This is a genomic window from Pedobacter hiemivivus, assembly GCF_005144565.1.
Classification (GTDB): Bacteria; Bacteroidota; Bacteroidia; order Sphingobacteriales; family Sphingobacteriaceae; genus Pedobacter; species Pedobacter hiemivivus.
This window is the reverse complement of record NZ_SWDX01000001.1, coordinates 923,664-946,405: the sequence shown is the minus strand read 5'-3', so window position 1 is coordinate 946,405 and position 22,742 is coordinate 923,664. Positions and strand designations below refer to the sequence as shown.

Here is a 22,742-nt window from a genome sequence, read left to right as displayed (position 1 = left end):
AATAATATCTTTGAATAATTGCCAACATTCGTATTTTTACAAACAATTTATTGAAAACAATCAATAAAAAACCTATTTTTGACCAAACTTTAAACAAATAGATGAAAAGCTTAAGAACAATTGCATTAAAAGAGGCACAATCAAGAATTTCACCAGAAGTAAAGTCTCCTTCGACTAAAATCTCTGATTTTTTTGGCGTGAATGTTTTTGATAAGAAAAAGATGAAAGATTACTTATCAAAAGAAGTATTTCAGAAACTTATTTCCTCAATTGAACAGGGTGAATTAATTAACCATGAAGATGCCAATCACATCGCAACAGCTATGAAAAGCTGGGCAATGAGCAAAGGTGCTACACATTATACCCACTGGTTTCAACCATTAACTGGCACAACTGCTGAGAAACATGACTCGTTTTTTGAGCCAAGTAGTGATGGTGCAATTGAAGTATTTGCTGGTAGTGCATTAGTTCAACAAGAGCCGGATGCTTCAAGTTTCCCTAATGGTGGTATTCGTAACACTTTCGAAGCTCGTGGTTATACTGCATGGGATCCTTCGTCTCCAGCTTTCATCATGGAGAGCAAAGCAGGTAAAACACTTTGTATTCCAACTGTTTTTGTTGCTTACACAGGCGAAGCCTTAGATTATAAAGCTCCTTTATTAAAAGCACTTTCTGCTATGGATAAAGCAGCTGTTGATGTTTGTCAGTATTTTGATAAAAGCATCACTAAAGTTAGTGCATCATTAGGTATCGAGCAGGAATATTTCCTGGTTGACCTTGCATTATACAATGCCCGTCCGGATTTAGCTTTAACTGGCCGTACATTATTCGGACACATGTCTGCAAAAGGACAACAATTAGAAGATCATTACTTCGGATCTATTCCTGAGCGTGTATTTACTTACATGGTTGACTTTGAAAACGAAGCTTTAAAATTGGGTATTCCTTTGAAAACCCGTCACAATGAGGTTGCCCCTTCTCAGTTTGAATGTGCGCCGATTTATGAAGAAATCAACCTTGCAATTGACCACAATCAGTTGTTAATGGACTTAATGGAAAAAGTTGCTTTAAGACATAACTTTAAAGTGCTTTTACATGAGAAACCATATGCTGGTATCAACGGATCAGGTAAACACAACAACTGGTCGTTAATTACTGATACTGGTAAGAACTTATTATCACCAGGTAAAACGCCTAAAAACAACCTGATGTTCTTAACGTTCTTCATCAACACTATCAAAGCGGTGCATGAGCATTCAGATTTATTGAGAGCAAGTATTGCTTCGGTAAGCAACGATCACCGTTTAGGTGCTAACGAAGCTCCACCAGCGATCATCTCTATCTTCCTTGGTTCTCAACTTGCAGACGTATTAGACGAAATCGAATCTTCTAGAAGTATCATCAAGAAAGTAAAAAATGAAGATTCTTTATGGTTAGGTATCCCTAAAATCCCTCAGATTTCTTTCGATTCTACTGACCGTAACCGTACTTCTCCTTTTGCCTTCACTGGAAATAAATTTGAATTAAGAGCGGTTGGTTCTTCTGAGAACTCTTCTGCACCGATGACAGTTTTAAATGCTATCGTTGCTGATCAATTGAATAAATTCAAAATTGAAGTAGATAAATTGATCAAAAAAGGTGAGAAAAAAGATGTTGCCTTATTAACTGTATTAAAAAGATATATCAAAGAATCTAAAGATATTCGTTTTGAAGGTAATGGTTATAGCGATGAGTGGGCTGCTGAAGCAGAAAAACGCGGTCTATCAAACATCAAAACTACACCTAAAGCTTTAGATGCTTACGTAAGTGAGAAAACTACAGAGTTATTTGGTAAACTAAATATATTTAACCCACGCGAATTACATGCACGTCATGAAATCTTGTTAGAAAGCTATTTCAAAAAACTTCAAATCGAAGCAAGGGTAATGGGTGACGTTACCAACAGCATGATTATCCCTGCGGCTATTTCTTACCAAAACACGTTAATTAATAACGCAAAAGGATTAAAAGAACTTGGCTTAGGAGAAGAAGCTTTAGCTACACCTCTTGCGATCATCAAAAAGTTATCGACACACTTAAATGTTGTTAAAACTAGTATTGATGAAATGCTTGAGCAACGTAAACAAGTGAACACGATCGAAGAAAGTCGTGAAAAAGCAATTGCTTACGATGAGAAGGTTAAATCACACTTTGACACCATCCGTTACCACTGCGATAAATTAGAGCAAATTGTGGATGACAGCGTATGGCCTCTACCTAAATTCAGAGAGTTATTGTTTTTAAAATAAACCAAACCTCAATACTTTAACTATTTTTTAGTTTTATAACCTCTGTCTTAATTGGCAGGGGTTATTTTTTTCTATCTTTGCAGCAACATGAGTGATAACAGGTACAACCAACGTGGCGTTTCTGCCTCGAAAGAAGATGTGCACCAAGCCATCAAGAACATAGATAAAGGTATTTTTCCACAGGCCTTCTGTAAGATCATCCCCGATATTTTAGGTAATGATGATGCTTTTTGCAACATTATGCACGCTGATGGTGCGGGTACAAAATCTTCATTGGCCTATGTTTATTGGAAAGAAACTGGCGACATTTCTGTATGGAAAGGTATTGCTCAGGATGCGATTATCATGAATATCGATGATTTGATTTGTGTTGGTGCTACGGATAACATCCTATTGTCATCAACCATTGGTCGTAATAAAAACCTGATTCCAGGTGAAGTAATTGCCGCCATCATCAATGGTACTGAAGAAATTCTTGCCGATCTACGTTCCCAAGGCATTTCTATCTATTCTACAGGCGGCGAAACTGCCGATGTCGGTGATTTAGTACGTACCATCATAGTAGATTCTACTGTAACTTGTCGTATTGAGCGTGATAAAATTATCAGCAATGACAATATACAAGCTGGCGACGTAATTGTTGGTTTATCTTCTTCTGGACAAGCGACCTATGAGTCAGAATATAATGGTGGAATGGGCTCTAACGGATTAACATCTGCCCGCCATGATGTATTTGATAAATCTGTAGCTAATGCTTATCCGGAAAGCTTTGACCCAGCTGTACCTTTTGACCTGGTATTTTCTGGTGGCAAAAAACTGACTGACAAAGTTAAGATTGATGAACACACAGAAATCACTGCTGGTAAACTGGTATTATCTCCTACCCGTACTTATGCCCCGGTAATTAAAAAGGTGCTAGAAGATTATAGAAGCCAAATTCACGGTATTGTACATTGTAGTGGTGGTGCACAAACTAAGGTGCTTCATTTTGTAAACAATGATGTACATATCATTAAAGATAACCTATTCCCTGTCCCGCCCCTATTTCAATTGATTCAGGAGCAATCTGGTACAGATTGGAAAGAAATGTATAAGGTGTTTAATATGGGTCACCGTATGGAGCTATATGTTCCTGCCGAAATAGCCGAAGCTATTATTGCCATTTCTAAAAGCTTCAATATCGATGCGCAAATCATCGGTCGCGTTGAAAGCTCAGCTCAAAAACAAGTTACTATAAATAGCGAAAAAGGGAACTACACTTACTTTTAAATAAAAGCCGCCCTTAATAAAACATTACTTCATTAAGCTGCTGATTTGTTCATCAATTTCAGCAGCTTTTTTTTGTGCTTCCTCCAGTGGTAGACCCGCCTTCATTGGGCGTTTATGCCCCGCAGCTGTCAACCAGGCATCTTTCATCACCGACTGCTTTTGTGCAACCAGCTTAAACAGCTCTTCCTTTTTAGGATGCTTAATTACGGCCAACACATCAATCCCCGAAACAACCTGTTTTTCGCCCATGTAAAGCAACAACGCCTTCGCCATGATCCAATGTCCCACTTCAGCAGGATGAACACCGTCAGCGGCTAAATAAAACCCAGCAATATTAAAAGCAGCATCCACCTTCCTATGTGCCTCCAGGTACTTCTTCATTGGATAATGTAGATCTGCAACTTCCCAACCAGCGCTACGCTGAGCCAGCAACCAATCACTATACCGATCTAACACAGCTGCATAACCTTTACTTCCACCTCTCAACTCATCATAAATTGGCGGTGTAACATGAATGATTCTAATCCCAGCCTTTACATACTTATCATGTAACCAATTGATCCCTTCTTTATATTTAGCAAAACGTCCCTCATCAAAAGGCATATACAACCCATCGTTCATCCCGTAGCATGCAAAAACAAGATCTGGCTTAACAAGTGCCATTACCCGATCCAAACGCTCATGAAGATCCGGACGGGGAAATTTACCGTCTGCATGTCCTGGCTCGGATAAACCTGCAACCGTTTCACTAGGCAATCCCATATTGATAAACTCTATTTTCTGATCCGGATAATTTATAGTACAATATGCTTCAATGTCCGTAATGTATTGACCGCTATAAGTGATACTATTACCTAAAAAAAGTACTTTTTTAGTGCCCACAGAAAATGGTTGGGCGTTTGAAGTCTCTACTAAACCCAGAAAGGCCAGTAGCACAAATACCCTTAGTGCAACGAATGATTTCATCTTCCTAAATTAGCAATTTAAGCACATTCAGAATCCTCAAAATTGGCTATTAATTCAGCGATTTTGGTACAAGTCTCTTAGCTATTTCGTATTACTTATGGTCGTCATTGACTTCCAGCCAGTGTCCATCAGGATCCTTAAAATAAATCTGCTTTATGCCATCTACCCTATTGGTAACCGTGTTCTGTGCACCAGCCCAATTCTCATAACTGATCTTCTCCGCCTTTAGCTTTGCAGTAAACTCTTCTATCGAAGCTACACTAAAACACAAATGATCATTCTTTTCATGTACCACATTACTTTTCGCACCTTGAATCAAATGCAAATGTCCCGCAGCTCCAATAGAAAACCAAGTATGCCTGCCATCCTTAAATGGTTCAGGAATGATCTCCAAATCAAATACTGTTTGATAAAAATCTGTTGCTGTTTTTAAATCCGAAACATACACTGCAATGTGATTTAAAACAACAGTGTTCTTCTTCTTTTCTGTTTGTGCCATAGCGCTTTGAAAGGATGTTAATGTAATGGCTAATAATGCGGTTAATACAAATGCTTTCATAATCCAATATCTAAAAAATAATCACCATTTAAAAATAACCAAAAAACAAAATGGCCAGACAATCTTGCCTGGCCACTCTGCTTTCCCCAAAAATCACCTTCTCAGAAAGAGCCTCAGCGTTCTTCGCCCTTCAGCGATTAATGCAGCTCTTGAAGAGAATGGTTATTTTTGGGGAATTATTTTTTCTGAGCTATTTAATAATTTTCAACTCATTAATAATATTCTTCGCTCCGCCCAACACATCAATGCACCAAAGCACATAGCGAACATCAACATTAATTGTACGTTTAAATTTCTTATCAAAAGCAATATCACCACTCATTGCTTCCCAGTTACCATCAAAAGCAAGACCGATCAATTCGCCATTGCCATTGATCACCGGAGAACCTGAGTTACCACCAGTAATGTCATTATTAGTAATAAAACCAACAGTTAAAGTACCATCATTACCATACTGACCGAAATTCTTTTTATTATAATTTTCAATCAGGTTTGCAGGCAAATCAAATTCACTGTCACCAGGAATATATTTCTGCATAATACCATCAATTGTAGTCGTGGTTTTATACACAATACCATCTTTTGGAGAGTAATCCTGAACATTTCCATAAGAAAGACGCATGGTAGAGTTCGCATCCGGATACATCAACTTACCCGAATTCTTTTCTAAAATTGCTTTCAAATACAAATGATCCAGCTCTGCTTTTTTCTTTTCGAAATCTGCAACCAATGAACCGAAATTAGTTTTAACATATTCAGCAGGAATAACATTTAAAGCATACTGATAACCTGGATCACTAGTTACTGCCTCAGCTGAAGGATTAGAAGCAATAAATGCTTTCAATTTCTCAGGCTTAATGAAGTTACTATTCTCCCAAAGGAAGTTTGCGTACTTCTCAAAAGTAGTTTCCGGATTTCCTGTCCAATATTTCTCAGCAATTTCTGCAAAGAATTTAGGCTGCGATTTAACAGGAACATCAGTATAGAATGAAGCAAGGATCTTCGCGAATATCTTCTTATCAGCAGTTTCATTATAGGTCTCCTGATAAGCTGTTACCGCATTATTCATGTTTTCCTGAATCTGTTTATATGTTGCGGCATCATATTTACTTTTCGTAAAGTTGATTAACCCTTTTCCAAGACCAGAGGCATTAGCAACCCATTGTGAAGCGTTAAAGCCCTCATTGATGTAAGTACGTTGTACAGAAATAGGATCGATATCTTTGTAAATCTGATCGTATTGCTCCATTAAGCCAGCAAATTCAGTTTTTTGGGAAGCCCATTCTGTAAAGGATTTCTCCTCTGTTCTTTTAGCATCAGCAACTTTTAGGCGTTTTAACTGCTCAGTTTGGCCAATAAAGTATTTCCAGTAATTTGCAATCTGCGCATATTTAGAAGACAGTTTTAAACGCAGACTTACGTCTTTATCCATTTCTGCTTTCCATGCTTTTAAGCGGATATCGCGAAGTTTAACGATAGTAGGACTCACTTTCTCAGTAGCCAAATCAACGCCATAAGAAGTTAAGTATCTATCTGTACGACCTGGGTAACCATAAACCATAGCAAAGTCGCCATTTTTCACGCCCTTAATAGAAACCGGAAGGAACTTCTTAGGTTTGTAGGGAACATTCTGAACGTTATATTTTGCTGGTTGATTCCCTGTTGAAGAATACACACGGAATATAGAGAAATCACCTGTTTGACGAGGCCATTCCCAGTTATCAGTATCGCCACCAAATTTACCGATGTTTTGAGGCGGCGTACCTACCAAACGAACATCATCAAAACGTTCATAAACAAAAAGGATAAACTGGTTTGATTTATAAAAATCTTTTACGTTAGCTTCCAATGTAGGACCTGTAGTAGCAGCTTTAGCGATTTCATTAAAAACGGCAGTCATTTTAGCATCTTTTTCAGCGCCACTTAATCCTTTAGTTGCTTCGTTAACTTTAGCAGTAACGTCTTCCATTCTTTGCAAAAAGCGGACGAATAAGCCACTAATAGGTTTTTCTTCTCCATAGTTCTTTGCATAGAAACCATTATCTAAAATGTTATTCTGAGGCGTAGAATTAGAAGCTATCGCATCATAACCACAATGGTGATTGGTAAAGATCAAACCTTTATCCGATACAATCTCACCTGTACAAAAGCCACCAAAATGAACAATTGCATCTTTTAAACTGGAACCATTTGCATTGTATAGATCTTTAGCAGTCAGCTTAAAACCTTGCTTTTTCATTTGCTCATAGTTCTTACCTATTAGCATCGGGATCCACATCCCTTCGTCTGCTTTCACCGTATTGGCGAAAGACAATAACATTACGCACAACAGCAGATAAACTGTTCTTTTCATATGATAATATATTAGTTAGTGTTGGCGCAAAGTTAATAATGATAAATCAATTGTACTCATCTTCGATGTATCAATTATATTGATCAGATTAACGCACATCCCCATAGATGCTAATCGTTTCAGCACCTATCTTTTCCTCCTTCTTATTAGAAGTGATTTTAAAATACTTCCCATCCGGACAACGCATATCTGTAAATCGACCTTTATGCATCGGAACCGATACAACCTTCCCATCCACCAGTCTAAACAATTTTGTTTCCTTCCAAGTTGAATTTTCTACATGCGTCTTGGTCGGTTGTGCTGGTTTACCTTCATTTCTAACCTGATCAATGGCATTAACCCGCTTAAACTCTCCAAGCCCATTCATGTGATAGCCATCACTTTCAAAATCAGCTTCAAAACGTTTTCCGGCCCCTTCAACCACAAACCTCAGTTTACCCGCAGCTACAATCCTTAGCGACATACTCACCTCTTCACCCGGATACCAATAAAATTCTTTTCGGGCTGGTGCATCCTGCCAGCTATCCTTTTGCCCTGTTTTCGGATATCCTGCTCTTCTAAAGAACGGACGAAATGCTTTTCTTTCTGCACTAACTTTCCCTTCTTCATCCCTAATCACCGCCCAGGTCATACCTACATCTGTTTCCTGTTCATTCATACTCCCACCCATATAAATAGATGGATTATCTAAAAACTGTCCCGGCTTTTGGTCATTTCGTCTCGCCTTATCGAATGTGATCTTAGGTAACACCACAGTCCCCGCTATCCCCAACCAGACATCCTTACTAGACACTACTTTCCTATAATATGCCCCATTAAAACAAGGCTTAGCACCATCTGGCTTTACCTCATCCTCAAAAAAAGATTTGGCCCCAATAACATCCCTAACCTCAACGGCCGGATGATAATTCACATAACATAACGCAAAAACCGGCGTAACGATCAACCCTAACAATAAATTCTTCATCATTATAAAATTTGTGTGTAAAAAAAATGGCTAAGCATTATGCCTAGCCACCCTGCTTAAAGGAAAAATTACCTTCTCCGAAGAGGCCTAGGAATTTTTGCCCTCCTTCAGGGCAAAAGGTTCCAGACTCAGAGGAGAACGGTCATTTTTTACTTTAATATTGCGAAATGATTTTGCCACTTGAAACAAAGCTCTTGGCACATGAAAACAACATTTCCATTTACCACCTTTTAAAGGCAATAGCACCTCACCTCTTCTGTTCAAATAAGCAAACCACTCACCATGCTCTGGGTCTCTGAAACGGTCCCAGGAATAATCATGTAGCTTTTCAAACCATTCCATGCACTGCTCATTGCCTGTCAACTCATAGCCTTTAGCCATACAAACCAGTGCTTCCAGGTGTACCCACCATAACTTCTGATCCCATTCCAATTGCTGCTGTGGTGCATTTTTAATATCCATAAAATAGAAAATACCACCAAACTCCTTATCCCAACCATAATCAAGTGTACGCAGGGCGATTCCAGTAGCCTTTTCTATGAGCTGCTTGTCATTTAAGCGAACTCCAAGATCCATCATAAACCACATGGCCTCTATCGTATGTCCGGGATTGATTGATCTTCCCTCAAAAGAATCAGAAAAAGAACCATCCACATTTACATTCTCCAGAATCAAGCCACTCTCCTTTTGATAAAAAACATCCATCACTTCATGGATCACTGTTTTAAGCAAATCATCAACAGTTTTCTTATCTAACAAATGCTCCATTTCGAGTGCTAGATTACTCAGGATCATCGGCAAGGCAAAGTTTTTAAGATTGCGTGTTCCCGGATAAGCCTTATTGTAATCTCCTTTCGGATTAGCCTGACGCTTTAAAATATTATAAAAAGTGTCTTTAGCAATCTGCGCATATTTTTCCTGCGGATCAGCCTTGTAAAGCGCTGCAAAAGCCATAGTGGCAAAACAGTCAGAAAATATATTGTAAGGTTGTACCAAAGGTTTACCCGACTGGTCTAATGAAAAATACCAATTTCCTTCAGTATCACGGCCATGCTTTTCTATAAAATCAGCACCATGTTTTGCCATTTCCAACCACTCAGGTCTGGCTTCCTGTTCATTATATAGCGTGGCAAAAGTCCACACTTCTCTGGCCTGAAGCCACATAAATTTATCTGTATCAAACACGTTTCCTTCGCGGTCCAGGCAGTTAAAGTACCCCCCAGCCACTTCATCTTTCGAATGTTTCATCCAAAAGGGAATCACGTTATCTATTAATTCCTGCTCGTAAATTTCACTATAGTTCTTCATCGCGTCAATCAAATTGTTAATCCTAGGTATTCTTTATATCGGTTAAATAAATGGCCCGCCTGCAAGTATGCAGATTGTGGACTCATAAAATGTGAAAATTCAAATGTAATGGCCTTATCATAACCGGCCCTTTTGGCGGCTTCCAGTTTCAAGCGCAGCTTCTCGAACTTTATCGGTAGAAACTTAATAGGCATATCCCTATCAAAACTCTCCGCATTGGTCCAGCATTGCAACCCATACTGATCCGCAATCTTTTTATTAACGGCAAAAAAATCATCCAGCTCATGGTAGTCGATATGGCCATCCTGAAAGGCTACCGCATCTACAGCACCACTTATACCTTCAAATATCTCCCCCCACTCCTTTTCATGTTCCTGCAAAGAAACCGCATCCTGTTTGGTCAATTCAGACGAAGCCGCCATCACTGCCTTTTTACCATCAATCCATGGCGAAATGAGTGTTGGCAAACCGCCACTCACATCTTTACATTGCTGACCCAGCGTTCTAAAAGCTTCTGTAGCACCCTTTGTCCTACGGCTGATCTCCATACTCAAATACCAACCTCCAAAGCTCTTGTAATGTCCATATTGCTTCCAAACCTCGTCAATTACATAACGGTTGGAATCTATTTCATGCTGAAGGTTTCCCGTATCCCAATATTTACCACTATCGTATAAACCAAAGTAAAACTTCATGTTATACTTATCAGCTAACTGCAAAAACAGCTCTACAGAATCTACCGGCGGATGATAACAGCCAAAACTATCCTGCAAGTAAGCAGAAGGATAGGTAATAAAGCGACGGTAGCCGCTCCTAATCATAATTACAGTATCAATTCCCACAGACTTCATGTGCGCAAAATCTCTATCCCATTCTACTCTACCCCAGTTTTGGTGGGGAATATCGTGCGAAATTTCGTCTATAAAAGTTCCTGTTATCTTCATAAATATTTTAATTCTTTTAAATAAGCCACCCAATCAATATAAGCACTTGCTTTAAGGTGTACACCATCCATGGTCACCTCCTTTTTTAAATTCCCCTTTTCGTCCTGAAACAAAGGAACTATATCGATATAAGTAACCTTCTCCTCCTTAGCCAGCTGTTTAATCTTTGCATTCAGTACTGGTACCATCACATTACGTCCCTTAGTGTATGGTTCCTTGGTCATTTCTTCATTTATAGGCAAAGCACTTTCGATATAAATCTTTGTCTTAGGTGATTTAGCCTTGATCATCCTGATGATCCTTTTATAATTATTGATACTTACATCGTAAGGCAATTTTCTAAACAGATCGTTTATCCCATCCATCAAGAAAATTGCTTTCGGCTTAGTCGTCAACACCTCATCCATACGGGCTAAAATGCCAAATGAATTATCACCACCAATCCCACGATTCACAATCGGGTACTTACTATCCGATAAGATCTCCTGCCACTCTCCACGCTCGGTGATGCTATTGCCCAGAAATACAATTTCGTTCTTCACATGAGGCATTTTTTTAAAATACTCCATGCGTTGTAAGTAATATGGATTGGCATAATTGCTGTCAACCTTAACTTCTTTTTGTGCATTTGCCACCATTGTGGTACCTAATAATACACAGGTAGCCATAAATATTTTTATACGATTCATATTACAATGCTTGAATTTTCTTTAAATAATCAGCCCATAAGATATAGGCGGCCGACCTTAAATGGAGACCATCTAAGCTCAGTTCCTTTTTCAATTCGCCATCAGGCCCTGCAAATACCTCATGTAGATTTACATAATTCAGTTTTTCCGCTCCACAGATGGCCTTTAGCTGATTGTTCATTTCCAGGATAGCTGGATTAGATAATTTAGCATAAGTTGCAGGCAGCATCGCCTTATTTACTGGCAATATACTTTCTACATAAATTTTTGTAGCCGGCGATTGTGTTTTAACCATACGGATGATCTTCCTGTAATTGTTTAAGATAACCTCCTGTGGCGTTCCACGCTTCATATCATTGATACCGATCAGGATGAAAATCCTGGCAGGTTTGGCCGCCAGCACCTCATCCATCCTGGCGATTACACCATAAGTAACATCACCACTAATCCCTCTATTCACCACATGCTTATTCGGAATAAGCTCCTGCCATTTCCCCCCTTCGGTAATGCTGTTGCCTAGAAAAACAATTTCATTTTTTTGATTAGGCATCTTTTTAAAAAACTCCAGTCTTTGTAAATAATGGCCATTGGCATAACTGCTGTCTACTACAGCTTGCACTTGTGCAGTACCATAAAAGGGCAATGCGAGTAATGTTCCAATCAAAAGTCTCTTCATTATAAACATCTTTAAATTAATTATGCCGCTATTTTAAGTGATAGCTTCTTCTATAATTTTACTTTCTTCTTCTTCAGATTCACTTTGTGCTGGCATCAGTGGTACTAACCAGGTCACCAGAAAGGCTGGAATTGTAGCAATCAATACCCAGATAAAAAACTCCTTATAACCTAAATAATCACTTAGCAAACCACTGATCATCGAAGGGATCATAAAACCTAAATTCATTAAACCACTTCCAAAAGCATAATGCGCCATTTTATATTTACCAGGGGCAATATTCTGCATCATAAACAAGATCAAACCAACAAAGCCGTAACCGTAACCAAAATACTCTATCGCCACCGCAGATGCGATGATGTATAATTCCTGAGGCATCGCTACTGCCAGGAAAGCATATGCTGCAAATGGCAGGTTAAAAAAGGCACATAAAATAAGTAGCGTTTTTTTAGTCAAACCTTTATTTGAAACATAGTAACCGGCAACGATGGAGCCCAACACGAAAGCTATTGATCCAAAAACACCATAGAGCAAACCAATTTCTGAGGTCGTTAAACCTAATCCACCGGATTCCCGGGATGCTTTAAAAAATAGAGGAACAATCTTAATGGCCTGTCCTTCGGCGAAACGATAGAAGACAATGAAACACAAGCTAAACCATATGTTCTTTTTCTGAAAAAAGGTAATGATTACATCTTTCAAAGTAGCAAAGCCTTCTTTAACGGAGCTTACCTGCTTTGCTTCATTTCCTGAAGGAAGCACCCTCATATTGTATAGACCGAGCAACACCATAATAATCCCGTAGGCAAACATCACCACCATCCAGGCATTATGAATACCGATTTCCTTTTCCAACTGCCCCGCCATGTACACCAAAACACCACCAGATAAAACCTTAGCAATGTTGTAAAAAGCACCTTGCCAACCTACAAATTTAGCTTGAAGCTTTGGAGTCAATTCATTTAAATACACCCCATCCGCGGCCGTATCATGAGTAGAACCACTAATGGCAATGATCGTTAAAACAGCAATAGAGAAACTGAAAAAATGGTCCATCTGTAAGGTTAGCGCCAAAAGGCCAAACAGTAAACCCGTAAAAATTTGAGTGGTATAAACGAAAAACTTCTTTGTTTTATACATCTCTAAAAATGGTCCCCAAAGCGGTTTTATCGTCCATGGAAACATAATTAGCGAGGTCCAGAAGGCAATTTGCGTATCAGATATCCCCATGTTTTTATACATGATGGAGCTTGCTCCTGATAATGCAACAAATGGCAATCCCATGGCAAACCAGGTTGTTGGTATCCAAAAGATGGGGTTTATCGTTTTCTTATTCAATTTTGACACAATATTGTTGGTTTTATATGATTGTTTTTGGTCGATTATGTTTTCCAGAATAATTTAGCACGTGTGCAATACAAGGTAACTAAGGATACCACTCCGGTAAATATTAAGCCTCTCAAGAATCCTCCTGCAGGTAAATTAGCTACGCTATCCAAATATACCTCAGTACCAGTAAGCTTTAATAAAGGGATCAGTAATAAGTTTCCAGCCGTATAAGCAACCATTGGATTTTTACCATTATTACCTAAAAAAGTAATGATAGCAGAGAAATAACCCAGTCTTTCAAAAATGGTGAATGACAGCAATACCAAAAAAGCCAAGCCAGTATTCACAAAATAATAACTAAAAGTGGAGATATCCTTTTTAATCCCACCTTCAAATGCTTCGAAAAACAAACCTAAAATGAGCAGGTAAATACCAACATTTGCAAACTTAGTGAACAAGGTTTTATCGCTTCCTTCATTTAACGTTTTTAATTGTTGCAGCAATAACAGTGATACAGCTCCCGTAATTAATAAATTGGGTACTAACCAGCGCATATATAAGCACACTACATTACAGATCAGCAACACCCAGCATAAGGCACCTGCGCTTAATAGCTTTGCTTTAGCGCCTGCCATCAAATCCTGAATTGGCGAAGCACTTCTATTCAGCAACCACTCCCCTGCAAATGTACCTGGCAATACAATAAACAAATATTTAAGGTAATACACTTTATACATCCAAGGTAAGGGCGACCAGTTAAAAAAGGCACTATTCCATGTTCCGGCATCCTTAGCCGTTAATAGTATCGCCATTAACAAGGGTAGAATACCAATTCTCAACAAGGGTTGATTGCGGGTAAGCCACCAGATCAATGTTCCAAAAAATGCCATATTGGCCAATACAACAATGATGATATCGCTGGAGCTTAAGCTAAATCCATTTTTAAAGGGATAAAACATTAAAAACGCGGCAGCCAAAGCGAAACCAACAATTTTAATACCCCATGAAATCGCCTTATTGTTTAAATTGTTAAAACGGGCGTACATCAGGAAAAGCACAAAGAAACAGCCGATAGACAGTAAATATTCCTTCCATCCTGCTGTAGCGCTCATTACCCAGGCACGTGCATAAAAGGTGAACAAAGCAAATACAACCAATAAGAGGTAACGCTGAACCAATTGTCCCGCAGTTTTAAAAACAGATTGCTCCCCCAGCTTTTTTTGTAGCGCCAGTGGGATAGCAGCTCCCATGGTAAACAGGAAAAACGGAAATACCAAATCTACCCAGGTTATCCCTGGGAGTTCTGGCTTAAAAACATGATAAGGTGGTGGCACCTGCGCATGGTACATCCAGGCAGGTAAAACTCCAAAGGAGATACTACTCGATAAAACCATCAGCAATATCGCCAAGCCCCTAAGCGCATCTAAAGCTTCTTCTCTTTTTTTCATACTATTAAAGCGCGCTCATTTGTGTACATTCTATTTTGAAACTACAATAGTTAATGTTTTAACTACAGCCTCTTCACCACGGTTATTCACATTTTTACCGACAAATGTGATCGTATATGTACCTTCTTTCGTGAATGCATACTTGTAATCACTCATCGGCTTTAGGTAATCCTTAATACCAACGCCAACATCAGGAACTGCTGCATTTGGGAATAGAGCAGCGCTCACAGCCCAATCCTCAGTAGCCAAAAGTGTACTTGCCGGAGCAAAAAACAAGAATGGTGTACCACTTTGTATCGTCCATTTATTTACCGGATTCTCAATATCCACACCTAACCAACCTGCAGTTGTAACACTTGCAATAGTAGCCCTTCTTACACTTGTTTTTGCATCTACATTATAAAGATCAAAAACAGGAATACGCCATGTTCTTGCACCTAGTCCTGGCGTTGCACTTGGCTGCCCTAAAAATCTAAATGCAAAATAGATTGGAGTATTTGAAACAGGAAGATCAGAAAGATCCACCTCGCCAGAAACAGTAACTACAGAATTTGCAAGTGGAACTGCATCCGAAGCTAAGGTAAATCGACTTGTGATATCTGTCCATGTAGCCGCTCTGACACCTGCAGTTGTGTAAGAACTATTAAAATCTGTAGAGTACATCAAACTCAGGTTATTTCTTTGAGTTGCATAAAGTGTCTGTGTACTTATATTAAGTTTCAACTTTGTATCCCCTGCCTCAATTCTATCTTTGAAACGATATTCCTTTCCCTGCTCTCCAGAGTAGAAAGAGATAAGATCGGCATACCCTCTTATCGAGAATAGGACCGTATCACCTACTTTATAATCTTGTTTTGCAATGCTTACATCAAATGTTGGTTTTACCGGTTCAGTTTTTTGACAGGCTACCATGATAGGCAATATTAAAACGCCTAGTATATATTTTAGCTTATTCATCTTATTTGCTTTTATAAATTAAAATTATAAGTCCAATTACCATCCTTTATTTTGAATAATCGCGCCGTTGACGCTAATCTCTGCTGCAGGAATAGCGAATAAAGTATCCCTCAGCGAAACATTCTGAGCTGATTTAGCAGCATAAGTAAGATAGTCAGACGGCGCTGTCGTTTTGATGTCATTCTCACTGGCTTTCATAGCCGAGTAAAACTGTCCCCAACGAACCAAATCAAAACGTCGAAGTCCTTCAAAGCCCAACTCTAATGATCTTTCTTTTCTGATTACCGGCCTTAAATCATCCTTAGAAGCTTTCTCCGCAGTGGTTACATCATAATTAGTAATTGCATTTTTACTCAAAACAGCGGTTAAAACTGCTCCTGTCCCTGCTCCATCTAAGGTTATTGTTGGTGCACTGGTATAACCTGAACCAGCGCTAATCATATATATTGCCGAAATCTTTCCAGCTGCAACAACTGCTGTTGCTGCAGCACCTGAACCACCACCACCTGTGAAAACAACAGCTGGAGCAACAGTATAAGCTCCACCATTGGTTATCGTTACTGATTTAACCACCTCACCAACAAGTGATTTCCCATGTGCACGACGTTTAACTTCATTTACTGCATCTACAGCAATCTGCGTCGGGCCATTCAACTCATTTTCAGCCTCTGCAAGCATTAAGAGTACATCGGAATAACGTAACAACGGAAAGTTTATCGAAGATGTTCCAACAAATTTTGGTAATGCAGTTTCGTACTCTCGTCTCCATTTACCATCACAACGATTATAGATTAACGTCGGTGCAAAAGCCACCTTTCCACCTGGAACAGTAGCGTTATACCCAAAAGGCGCAATGCTCCAATCTCTTCTCAAGTCATCGGCATCAAATGATTTAAAATAGCTATTTGTCGTGTGTCGCGCACCATAGCTATAGCCAATTTCTGCGTTTGCCGCAATACCATTTATCGAACCAACAGAACCTTCTTCTTCTTGTGTACGATTTCTTTTACCGAACTCTACTTCCCAAATCACTTCTTTAGTATCATATTTATCCTGACACATATTGATGAAAACTTGTTTGTAGTCTGGATTAAGTGAATGTCCTTCTAGTTGCACTTTCTGGGCCCACTTTACGACTTCAGCATAACGCGAAACATCATTAAGCGGCGCACCAGCCATTTTCAGATTTACCCTGGCCAACATACCATAAACAACTGATTTTGTTACCCTACTTCCATAAGTATAAGCACCTATTGGATTTACCAACTCCGCTGCTTTTTCCATATCACTAACAATGTATTGGTAAATGGTTTTATAAGGCGTATTGGCAAAGTTAACTTCAAACACAGTTTTTGTTGATTTTAATTTCAAAGGCACGTTACCATAATTATTGGTCAATAGAAAATAATAGTAAGCCCTTAAGAAAATAGCTTCACCAAGCGCTACGTCTTTTTTCTTCTTATCCATATCAGCCTTGTCAATATTTTCAATCAACATATTTGCCCTATTGATTCCATTATAAAGGGCCGTCCATGTATCTGTTAATTTAGTATCAGATGGATTATAATTGTATAAACCTATGTCTTGGGTCCAGGTCGACAATGCAATAAAACCTTCATCTGCTACATCCATCTCAAAAAAGAGGTTTCTGCCATATGTAGATGATTTACCAAGAATGTCATAAATACCTGTTACAGCTGCATTAACATCTGTTTCATTTCTAAAAAAGCCCTCTGGTGCTAAAAAATCTGTTGGTGCAGGACTTAAAAACTTCTTGCAAGACGAAGAAGTTAAGACCAATCCCGCTATCATTATGCTATATAAAATACGTTTCATAACTTATAATTTCGTTGTTAAAAAGTAGTATTGATTCCAAAAGTAATTGTACGTGCTCTAGGATAAGCAGAGTAATCAAACCCTGGGGTCAAAGCACTATTCCGAACAGAAACTTCAGGATCGTAACCCGAGTAATTTGTCCAGGTGTACAAATTCTGTGCAGATACATAAACTCTTGCAGTTTTAAATACTTTTGATTTTTTCAAAAGATCTGTCGGCACTTTATAGCCTAATGCAACAGTCTTTAGCCTAATGAATGATCCATCTTCTATCGTTCTTGTCGAATAAGCTTTTAAAGAACCTCCGCGTCCCATAGCAACTCCAGGAATATCAGAAGTAGGATTTTCAGGAGTCCACCTATCAGCATAAGTTGCATACTGATTGTATCCATATTTATAAGAAGATTCGAACAATATTCTATTCGCATTGATAATATCATTACCATATGACCATTGGAAAAACACATTCAAATCAAAGCCTTTATAAGTAAAGTTATTACTTAAACCACCTGTGTACTTAGCATAAGGACTTCCAATTACGGTTTTATCTTTTTCAGTAATCTGAAGATCGCCATCCAAGTCTTTATACTTTACATCACCGGGTTTTATGCTGGATCTTGCTCCTCCATGTGCGGTAATATTTTCTTTTAAGGTATATGCTTCCCCTACTTTAATAAAATCATCATAATTATATACCCCATCAAAAATTAATCCGTAGAACTGCGCAATTGGACTACCTATTTTTGCTACATAACCAGGAATGTTCTTCCAGTCATCTCCCCAGCTTTGGCTTGTAGTTAACTGAAGTTGGTTTTCACTTAAACCAAGTATTTTATTCCTGTTAAAGGCGATGTTAAATGAAGAGTTCCATGTAAAATCTTTATTTTGAACCGGAGTAACGCCAATCGTAATTTCTAATCCTTTATTTTCTGTAGAACCGATATTTTTTATGGCTCTACTATATCCTGTTACCGGTGGTAAGTTAGCATTCAACAACAGATCGTAAGTCCTTTTACGATACAAATCAAATACAAAAGTTAAACGTTCGTTAAAAAAACCTAAGTCTAACCCTATGTTCGTTTGCTCCGTTGTTTCCCACTTTAAAATTGGATTCCCAAGACTTGTATAAACTACCCCCCTGCCGTCATTGTTATTAAACATATAACCAGAATTGTTATTGAGCGGATTAGAAGCATCAGTATTTACATAAGTTAAACCTGGATAAACAGAAAAATTCGATACCTGATTATTTCCGGTTCTACCCCATGATGTTCTTAACTTGGCATTAGATAGGTATTTAATATTTTTTGCAAAAGATTCATTATTAATTTGCCATGCAAAACCTGCTGATGGGAAATATCCCCATTTATTATCACCAATAAACCTTGAAGATCCATCTGCTCTAAACGTCGCTGTAAATACATAGCGATCTAATAATTTATAGTTGGCGCGACTTAAAAAAGAAGCCATCGTATACTTAGAACTAACAGAACTAATTCCCAATGGGGTTCCTTCATCCAGGCCACTTAAACCTAAACTTTCACTAGGCACAAGCATTGCCGAAGCTCCGAAACCCGAATTTTCTCCTGCTTCAAAAGATAAACCCGCCATTACATCAAAATAATGAGATTTGTTTAGCCTTTTAGCATAAGTTAAGGTATTCGCATTTTGCCAGGTACGTGAATTGTAATGAGTTTGACTTCCATTAATAAAGTAGTTACCTATTGCAGCACTTCTGGATTGTGGTCCGTTAAATACATCTGCCCTTCTTATCCCTCTATTGAAAGAGCCGGTTGATTTAAACTTCAACTCTTTCAGAATGGTATATTCCAGGTAACCATTGGCAGTAATATTAGTACCATAATTTTCGCGAAGTTCATTTTTTGCTGTTAGCACTGGATTAAACGTAAAATTACTTGCCTGCTCCACCTCAGGGTCAGTTGCAAGGTCTAAAAGATCAACGTTAGGATTAACCGCAACCGGTCTGAAAGCCCATACACTAAATAGCATATTCAACTCATTGCTATAATTACCCGTAGAAGTTGGGCTACCATAGGTTAAAATATCCGCGTAAGTGGCATTGATACCAACTTTAAGTTTATCAGATACTTCCTGATCTAAGCTAACTTTACCCTGCGTGCGTTTAAATCCTGAATTCAGAATAATACCATCTTGTCCAACATGTGATAAAGAAACACTATATTTTGTTTTAGCCGTACCACCAGCTAAGGAGAGGTAATGATTTTGCATAGGTGCAACACGTGTCACTTCATCTTCCCAATTTATACCCGTAACATCTTTATAGCTATCCAGGTTTCTACCTTCTTTAAAATAAAGCGCTTTTGTTTTTACTGGATCAATCTCATCTTGTAATTTAACAAACTCGTAGGGACTCAACACCGGCATTCTTTTGTTATTTTCCTGAAGGCCATAGTATCCATTATAAGTAATTACAGGAGCACCCAACTTCCCTCTTTTAGTAGTCACAATAACTACCCCATTAGATCCTCTGGCACCATAAATCGCAGTAGCAGATGCATCTTTAAGGATGTCGATTGACTCAATTTCATTCGGATCAAGTGTATTCAAAGGATTAACCACGCTATTGTTTGGATCCTCCATAGGAAAACCATCTATAACTACCAATGGATAATTGAGTTGTGTAATAGAGTTATTACCCCTGATGGTAATCTCAATTGGCGATCCTGGTTGGCCTTCACTTGAAGTAACCTGAACCCCCGCAACCCGGCCAGCCAAAGCCTCATCGAATGATTTAACCGGAGCTTTTTGCAAATCGGCAATACTTACCGTTCCAACAGATCCTGTTAAATCTTTCCTTGTGGCTGTACCATACCCTATCACCACCACGTCATTTAACTGGGACACGGACTCTCTTAGTGCGACTTTAACCGTTGTATTCTGGTTAACGACAGCTTCTTTGTCTTCATAACCAATATACCTGAATACAAGTGTTTGGCTGCCTTCTGGTACTTTTATCGAAAAGCTACCAGTTGCAGAACTGTTGGCCGTTGTTTTAGTTCCTTTTAATTGAATGATCACTCCAACAAGTGGATCACCTTTCAAATCGGTCACCACACCGGTAACCGTTCGGGTCTGCGCCAACGACGTCATAGAAATGCACATGAAAAGGATTAGGCTTATCCCACTGAAGAGCCATTCCTTCTTTTTAGTAAAAATTTGTTGCATACTGTTAATTGGTTAGATTTATAATACGTTAAGTTTATTTGAGTTTCGTTAATCCGTTAAAATCAATTTCCTGAGCAAATGGATTTAAGAAGTGATCTATCAGAACAGAAAGCATCCTTCTTGATAAAACAGTTTCCCCGTTTACTTCTTGTTTAGCAATACGTTCATTTACTACTTTCGAAATCTCAGAAAGGTCTATTTTCTTTTTAGAAACCGACGACAATAACTTTGCAGCGAAAGCTGGATTTACCAGTTTCCCCGAAGGAGACTGATCAGCGATTATTGGGTAAAAAGATTTAACACCTTCTACCAAGGTATATTCATTAATGGGCTGCTCCGGATAAAACCAGGTTTGGTTAGCCCATTTATAAGGAATACCTGTTCCTTTTAAAATCCCCGTAGCACCAATCTTTTGCATCGCTACAAAATTCTTATCCTCGGGTTTCACATCTATAAAAGGCATGATGTAAGCTTTACTTTCCAACAAAGCGGCCTGCACCTCACGGATATTCACCTGAGCAGGCTGCAGATTGTTCTTAATAGCTACAGCTGCCAATGCACCTGCGGCCTGACCAATAGTTAATACCACTGGCTGCAACCTGCTTGCGCCAGCAACAATATTGGTTACACTAACACTTTTTTCAGCAACAATAATTCCATCTGCATTTTTAGGAATCAATGAGCCAAGTGGTATATTATAAGCAGGTACTTTGATATTTATAAAATCAATTTGGGGAGCTTCAGGATTCTTTAAGTGATGGTGATCTATCGGATAATCACCAATTGCAATCCCGGTGCGGTATAGGTTAGTTTTTTGCTGATAAGGTGCAGCAATATCATTAACAGTTAAAGTAACTTTACCATCTAATCTTCTTGCTTCCCTGTGGTAAGCGATCATCGGCAAATTGTCGGCTGTAGGAAATTCATCATTGGCAATCCCCAAATGCTTAAAGCCAAGTTTTGTTTGCAGGTGATAAATAAACCTCAGACTATGCAACTTAGCTTCTCTAAGTGCAGCTTCTCTGTCCTTTTTACTCAGTTCAATGATATTCAAATAAATATCATTTCCACATTTAGGCCAGTTGATCATGTATTTATTATTCGGAAGCTTCCCATAAGTGATCATCTGGTTACAATCTATAGATCGTTTATGACTGGCATCAGCCGAAGGATCAGTAACGTCGCAGCAACAGTCAAATTCCTTTGGATCATATCCAATGGGCTTAGCGATTGTCTTATCAGCATCTTTACCATAATCCTTAAGCACCACTACATAGGTTAAATCCTGAATAATGTTGTTGGCCTTTTCTGGAGCAAAAGACTCACCAGTATCAAACCTACTATCCATACCTACACGATAAGGGATTTTAAGAAAACCCATTACGTCCCCCAATTCGGTTGCATCAATAATTAAATCAGCAGTTACTACCGTACGCTTTCCTTTCACATAGGTTTCTACAGTCCATTTATTTCCTTTGCGGGTAATATTCTTCCATTCTGTTTTATACCAAATGGTTAGATTAGGATTTACAGCTAATTCTTTGAGTTTTTTATTTCCTATTGAGGGTTCAAATAAGGTGTTGCTTACCCATCCAGTCTCTACAGCCTTTGGTCCACCGTAATAGTCATATAGCTTCTGCCTAAACTCTCCCCATAAACCCGAAGGCATTTGATGATTACCATCTATAGCAGCTACCCCTGCAGCAGTTAACATTCCGCCTAACCACTCGGTTTCTTCAATAACTAAAGTTTTTACACCCATTCTTGATGCCTGTACTGCAGCAGTAGTCCCACTTGCACCACCACCTATCACCAGTAACTGCGTCTCATATTCTTTAGCCGAAACGGAAATAGTCGCAAAAAAGAATAAAAAAGCAAATAAAAATCCCCTCATAAATCCTGATCCAATCATTTTAACAGTAAGTAATTTGTTTTATAAAAATTTAA

At 38.7% G+C, this 22,742-nt stretch carries 16 protein-coding genes; 2 read left to right on the top strand and 14 right to left on the bottom strand.

Annotated elements, in window-relative coordinates:
• The first annotated feature begins 101 nt into the window (after positions 1-101).
• Positions 102-2,288, top strand: a complete 2,187-nt coding sequence (locus tag FBD94_RS03650; protein ID WP_131609782.1) for a glutamine synthetase III family protein — start codon at positions 102-104, stop codon at positions 2,286-2,288.
• Between the two features lie 87 nt (positions 2,289-2,375).
• On the top strand, positions 2,376-3,557 hold the full coding sequence (locus FBD94_RS03645; protein WP_136879093.1) for an AIR synthase related protein: 1,182 nt from the start codon (positions 2,376-2,378) through the stop codon (positions 3,555-3,557).
• Positions 3,558-3,581: 24 nt separating this feature from the next.
• Here the strand turns inward: FBD94_RS03645 and FBD94_RS03640 are convergent, their stop codons facing one another.
• From FBD94_RS03640 to FBD94_RS03575, 14 genes are all read right to left on the bottom strand, one after another.
• A complete protein-coding gene (locus FBD94_RS03640) occupies positions 3,582-4,523 on the bottom strand; it encodes an SGNH/GDSL hydrolase family protein (RefSeq protein WP_136879092.1) in 942 nt (313 codons plus the stop codon).
• Positions 4,524-4,614: 91 nt separating this feature from the next.
• Complete coding sequence (locus FBD94_RS03635) at positions 4,615-5,082, bottom strand: VOC family protein (RefSeq protein WP_235884361.1); 468 nt, start codon at positions 5,080-5,082, stop codon at positions 4,615-4,617.
• Positions 5,083-5,272: 190 nt separating this feature from the next.
• Entirely contained in the window at positions 5,273-7,435 is a 2,163-nt protein-coding gene (locus FBD94_RS03630) for a S46 family peptidase (RefSeq protein ID WP_131609779.1), read from the bottom strand.
• Between the two features lie 88 nt (positions 7,436-7,523).
• Complete coding sequence (locus FBD94_RS03625; RefSeq protein ID WP_131609778.1) at positions 7,524-8,405, bottom strand: hypothetical protein; 882 nt, start codon at positions 8,403-8,405, stop codon at positions 7,524-7,526.
• Positions 8,406-8,489: 84 nt separating this feature from the next.
• Positions 8,490-9,710 (bottom strand): AGE family epimerase/isomerase, encoded by a 1,221-nt coding sequence (locus FBD94_RS03620; protein ID WP_136879090.1) that lies wholly within the window; start codon positions 9,708-9,710, stop codon positions 8,490-8,492.
• 8 nt (positions 9,711-9,718) lie between these two features.
• A complete protein-coding gene (locus FBD94_RS03615) occupies positions 9,719-10,654 on the bottom strand; it encodes a DUF4434 domain-containing protein (protein ID WP_136879089.1) in 936 nt (311 codons plus the stop codon).
• On the bottom strand, positions 10,651-11,343 hold the full coding sequence (locus tag FBD94_RS03610; RefSeq protein WP_165503612.1) for a GDSL-type esterase/lipase family protein: 693 nt from the start codon (positions 11,341-11,343) through the stop codon (positions 10,651-10,653). The genes FBD94_RS03615 and FBD94_RS03610 overlap by 4 nt, the downstream gene beginning before the upstream one ends.
• 1 nt (position 11,344) lies before the next feature.
• Positions 11,345-12,019: a GDSL-type esterase/lipase family protein gene (locus tag FBD94_RS03605; protein ID WP_136879087.1), complete on the bottom strand. Its 675-nt coding sequence runs from the start codon at positions 12,017-12,019 to the stop codon at positions 11,345-11,347.
• A 33-nt stretch (positions 12,020-12,052) separates the two neighbouring features.
• A complete protein-coding gene (locus FBD94_RS03600; RefSeq protein WP_225874732.1) occupies positions 12,053-13,366 on the bottom strand; it encodes an MFS transporter in 1,314 nt (437 codons plus the stop codon).
• A gap of 35 nt (positions 13,367-13,401) precedes the next feature.
• On the bottom strand, positions 13,402-14,796 hold the full coding sequence (locus FBD94_RS03595) for a DUF5009 domain-containing protein (RefSeq protein ID WP_136879085.1): 1,395 nt from the start codon (positions 14,794-14,796) through the stop codon (positions 13,402-13,404).
• 30 nt (positions 14,797-14,826) lie between these two features.
• On the bottom strand, positions 14,827-15,753 hold the full coding sequence (locus FBD94_RS03590; protein WP_136879083.1) for a DUF5017 domain-containing protein: 927 nt from the start codon (positions 15,751-15,753) through the stop codon (positions 14,827-14,829).
• 36 nt (positions 15,754-15,789) lie between these two features.
• The gene (locus FBD94_RS03585) at positions 15,790-17,589 is read right to left on the bottom strand and encodes a RagB/SusD family nutrient uptake outer membrane protein (RefSeq protein WP_131609773.1); all 1,800 of its coding nucleotides are present in this window, start codon (positions 17,587-17,589) and stop codon (positions 15,790-15,792) included.
• Between the two features lie 17 nt (positions 17,590-17,606).
• Entirely contained in the window at positions 17,607-20,795 is a 3,189-nt protein-coding gene (locus tag FBD94_RS03580) for a SusC/RagA family TonB-linked outer membrane protein (protein WP_131609772.1), read from the bottom strand.
• Positions 20,796-20,829: 34 nt separating this feature from the next.
• Positions 20,830-22,707 (bottom strand): FAD-dependent oxidoreductase, encoded by a 1,878-nt coding sequence (locus tag FBD94_RS03575; protein ID WP_235884360.1) that lies wholly within the window; start codon positions 22,705-22,707, stop codon positions 20,830-20,832.
• Between the last annotated feature and the right edge of the window lie 35 nt (positions 22,708-22,742).

Excerpts from the sequence above, each read along its gene's own strand:
- FBD94_RS03650 (WP_131609782.1), top strand. The coding sequence starts at position 102 with ATGAAAAGCTTAAGAACAATTGCATTAAAAGAGGCACAATCAAGAATT.
- FBD94_RS03645 (WP_136879093.1), top strand. The coding sequence starts at position 2,376 with ATGAGTGATAACAGGTACAACCAACGTGGCGTTTCTGCCTCGAAAGAA.
- FBD94_RS03640 (WP_136879092.1), bottom strand. The coding sequence starts at position 4,523 with ATGAAATCATTCGTTGCACTAAGGGTATTTGTGCTACTGGCCTTTCTG.
- FBD94_RS03635 (WP_235884361.1), bottom strand. The coding sequence starts at position 5,082 with ATGAAAGCATTTGTATTAACCGCATTATTAGCCATTACATTAACATCC.
- FBD94_RS03630 (WP_131609779.1), bottom strand. The coding sequence starts at position 7,435 with ATGAAAAGAACAGTTTATCTGCTGTTGTGCGTAATGTTATTGTCTTTC.
- FBD94_RS03625 (WP_131609778.1), bottom strand. The coding sequence starts at position 8,405 with ATGATGAAGAATTTATTGTTAGGGTTGATCGTTACGCCGGTTTTTGCG.
- FBD94_RS03620 (WP_136879090.1), bottom strand. The coding sequence starts at position 9,710 with ATGAAGAACTATAGTGAAATTTACGAGCAGGAATTAATAGATAACGTG.
- FBD94_RS03615 (WP_136879089.1), bottom strand. The coding sequence starts at position 10,654 with ATGAAGATAACAGGAACTTTTATAGACGAAATTTCGCACGATATTCCC.
- FBD94_RS03610 (WP_165503612.1), bottom strand. The coding sequence starts at position 11,343 with ATGAATCGTATAAAAATATTTATGGCTACCTGTGTATTATTAGGTACC.
- FBD94_RS03605 (WP_136879087.1), bottom strand. The coding sequence starts at position 12,019 with ATGAAGAGACTTTTGATTGGAACATTACTCGCATTGCCCTTTTATGGT.
- FBD94_RS03595 (WP_136879085.1), bottom strand. The coding sequence starts at position 14,796 with ATGAAAAAAAGAGAAGAAGCTTTAGATGCGCTTAGGGGCTTGGCGATA.
- FBD94_RS03590 (WP_136879083.1), bottom strand. The coding sequence starts at position 15,753 with ATGAATAAGCTAAAATATATACTAGGCGTTTTAATATTGCCTATCATG.
- FBD94_RS03585 (WP_131609773.1), bottom strand. The coding sequence starts at position 17,589 with ATGAAACGTATTTTATATAGCATAATGATAGCGGGATTGGTCTTAACT.
- FBD94_RS03580 (WP_131609772.1), bottom strand. The coding sequence starts at position 20,795 with ATGCAACAAATTTTTACTAAAAAGAAGGAATGGCTCTTCAGTGGGATA.
- FBD94_RS03575 (WP_235884360.1), bottom strand. The coding sequence starts at position 22,707 with ATGATTGGATCAGGATTTATGAGGGGATTTTTATTTGCTTTTTTATTC.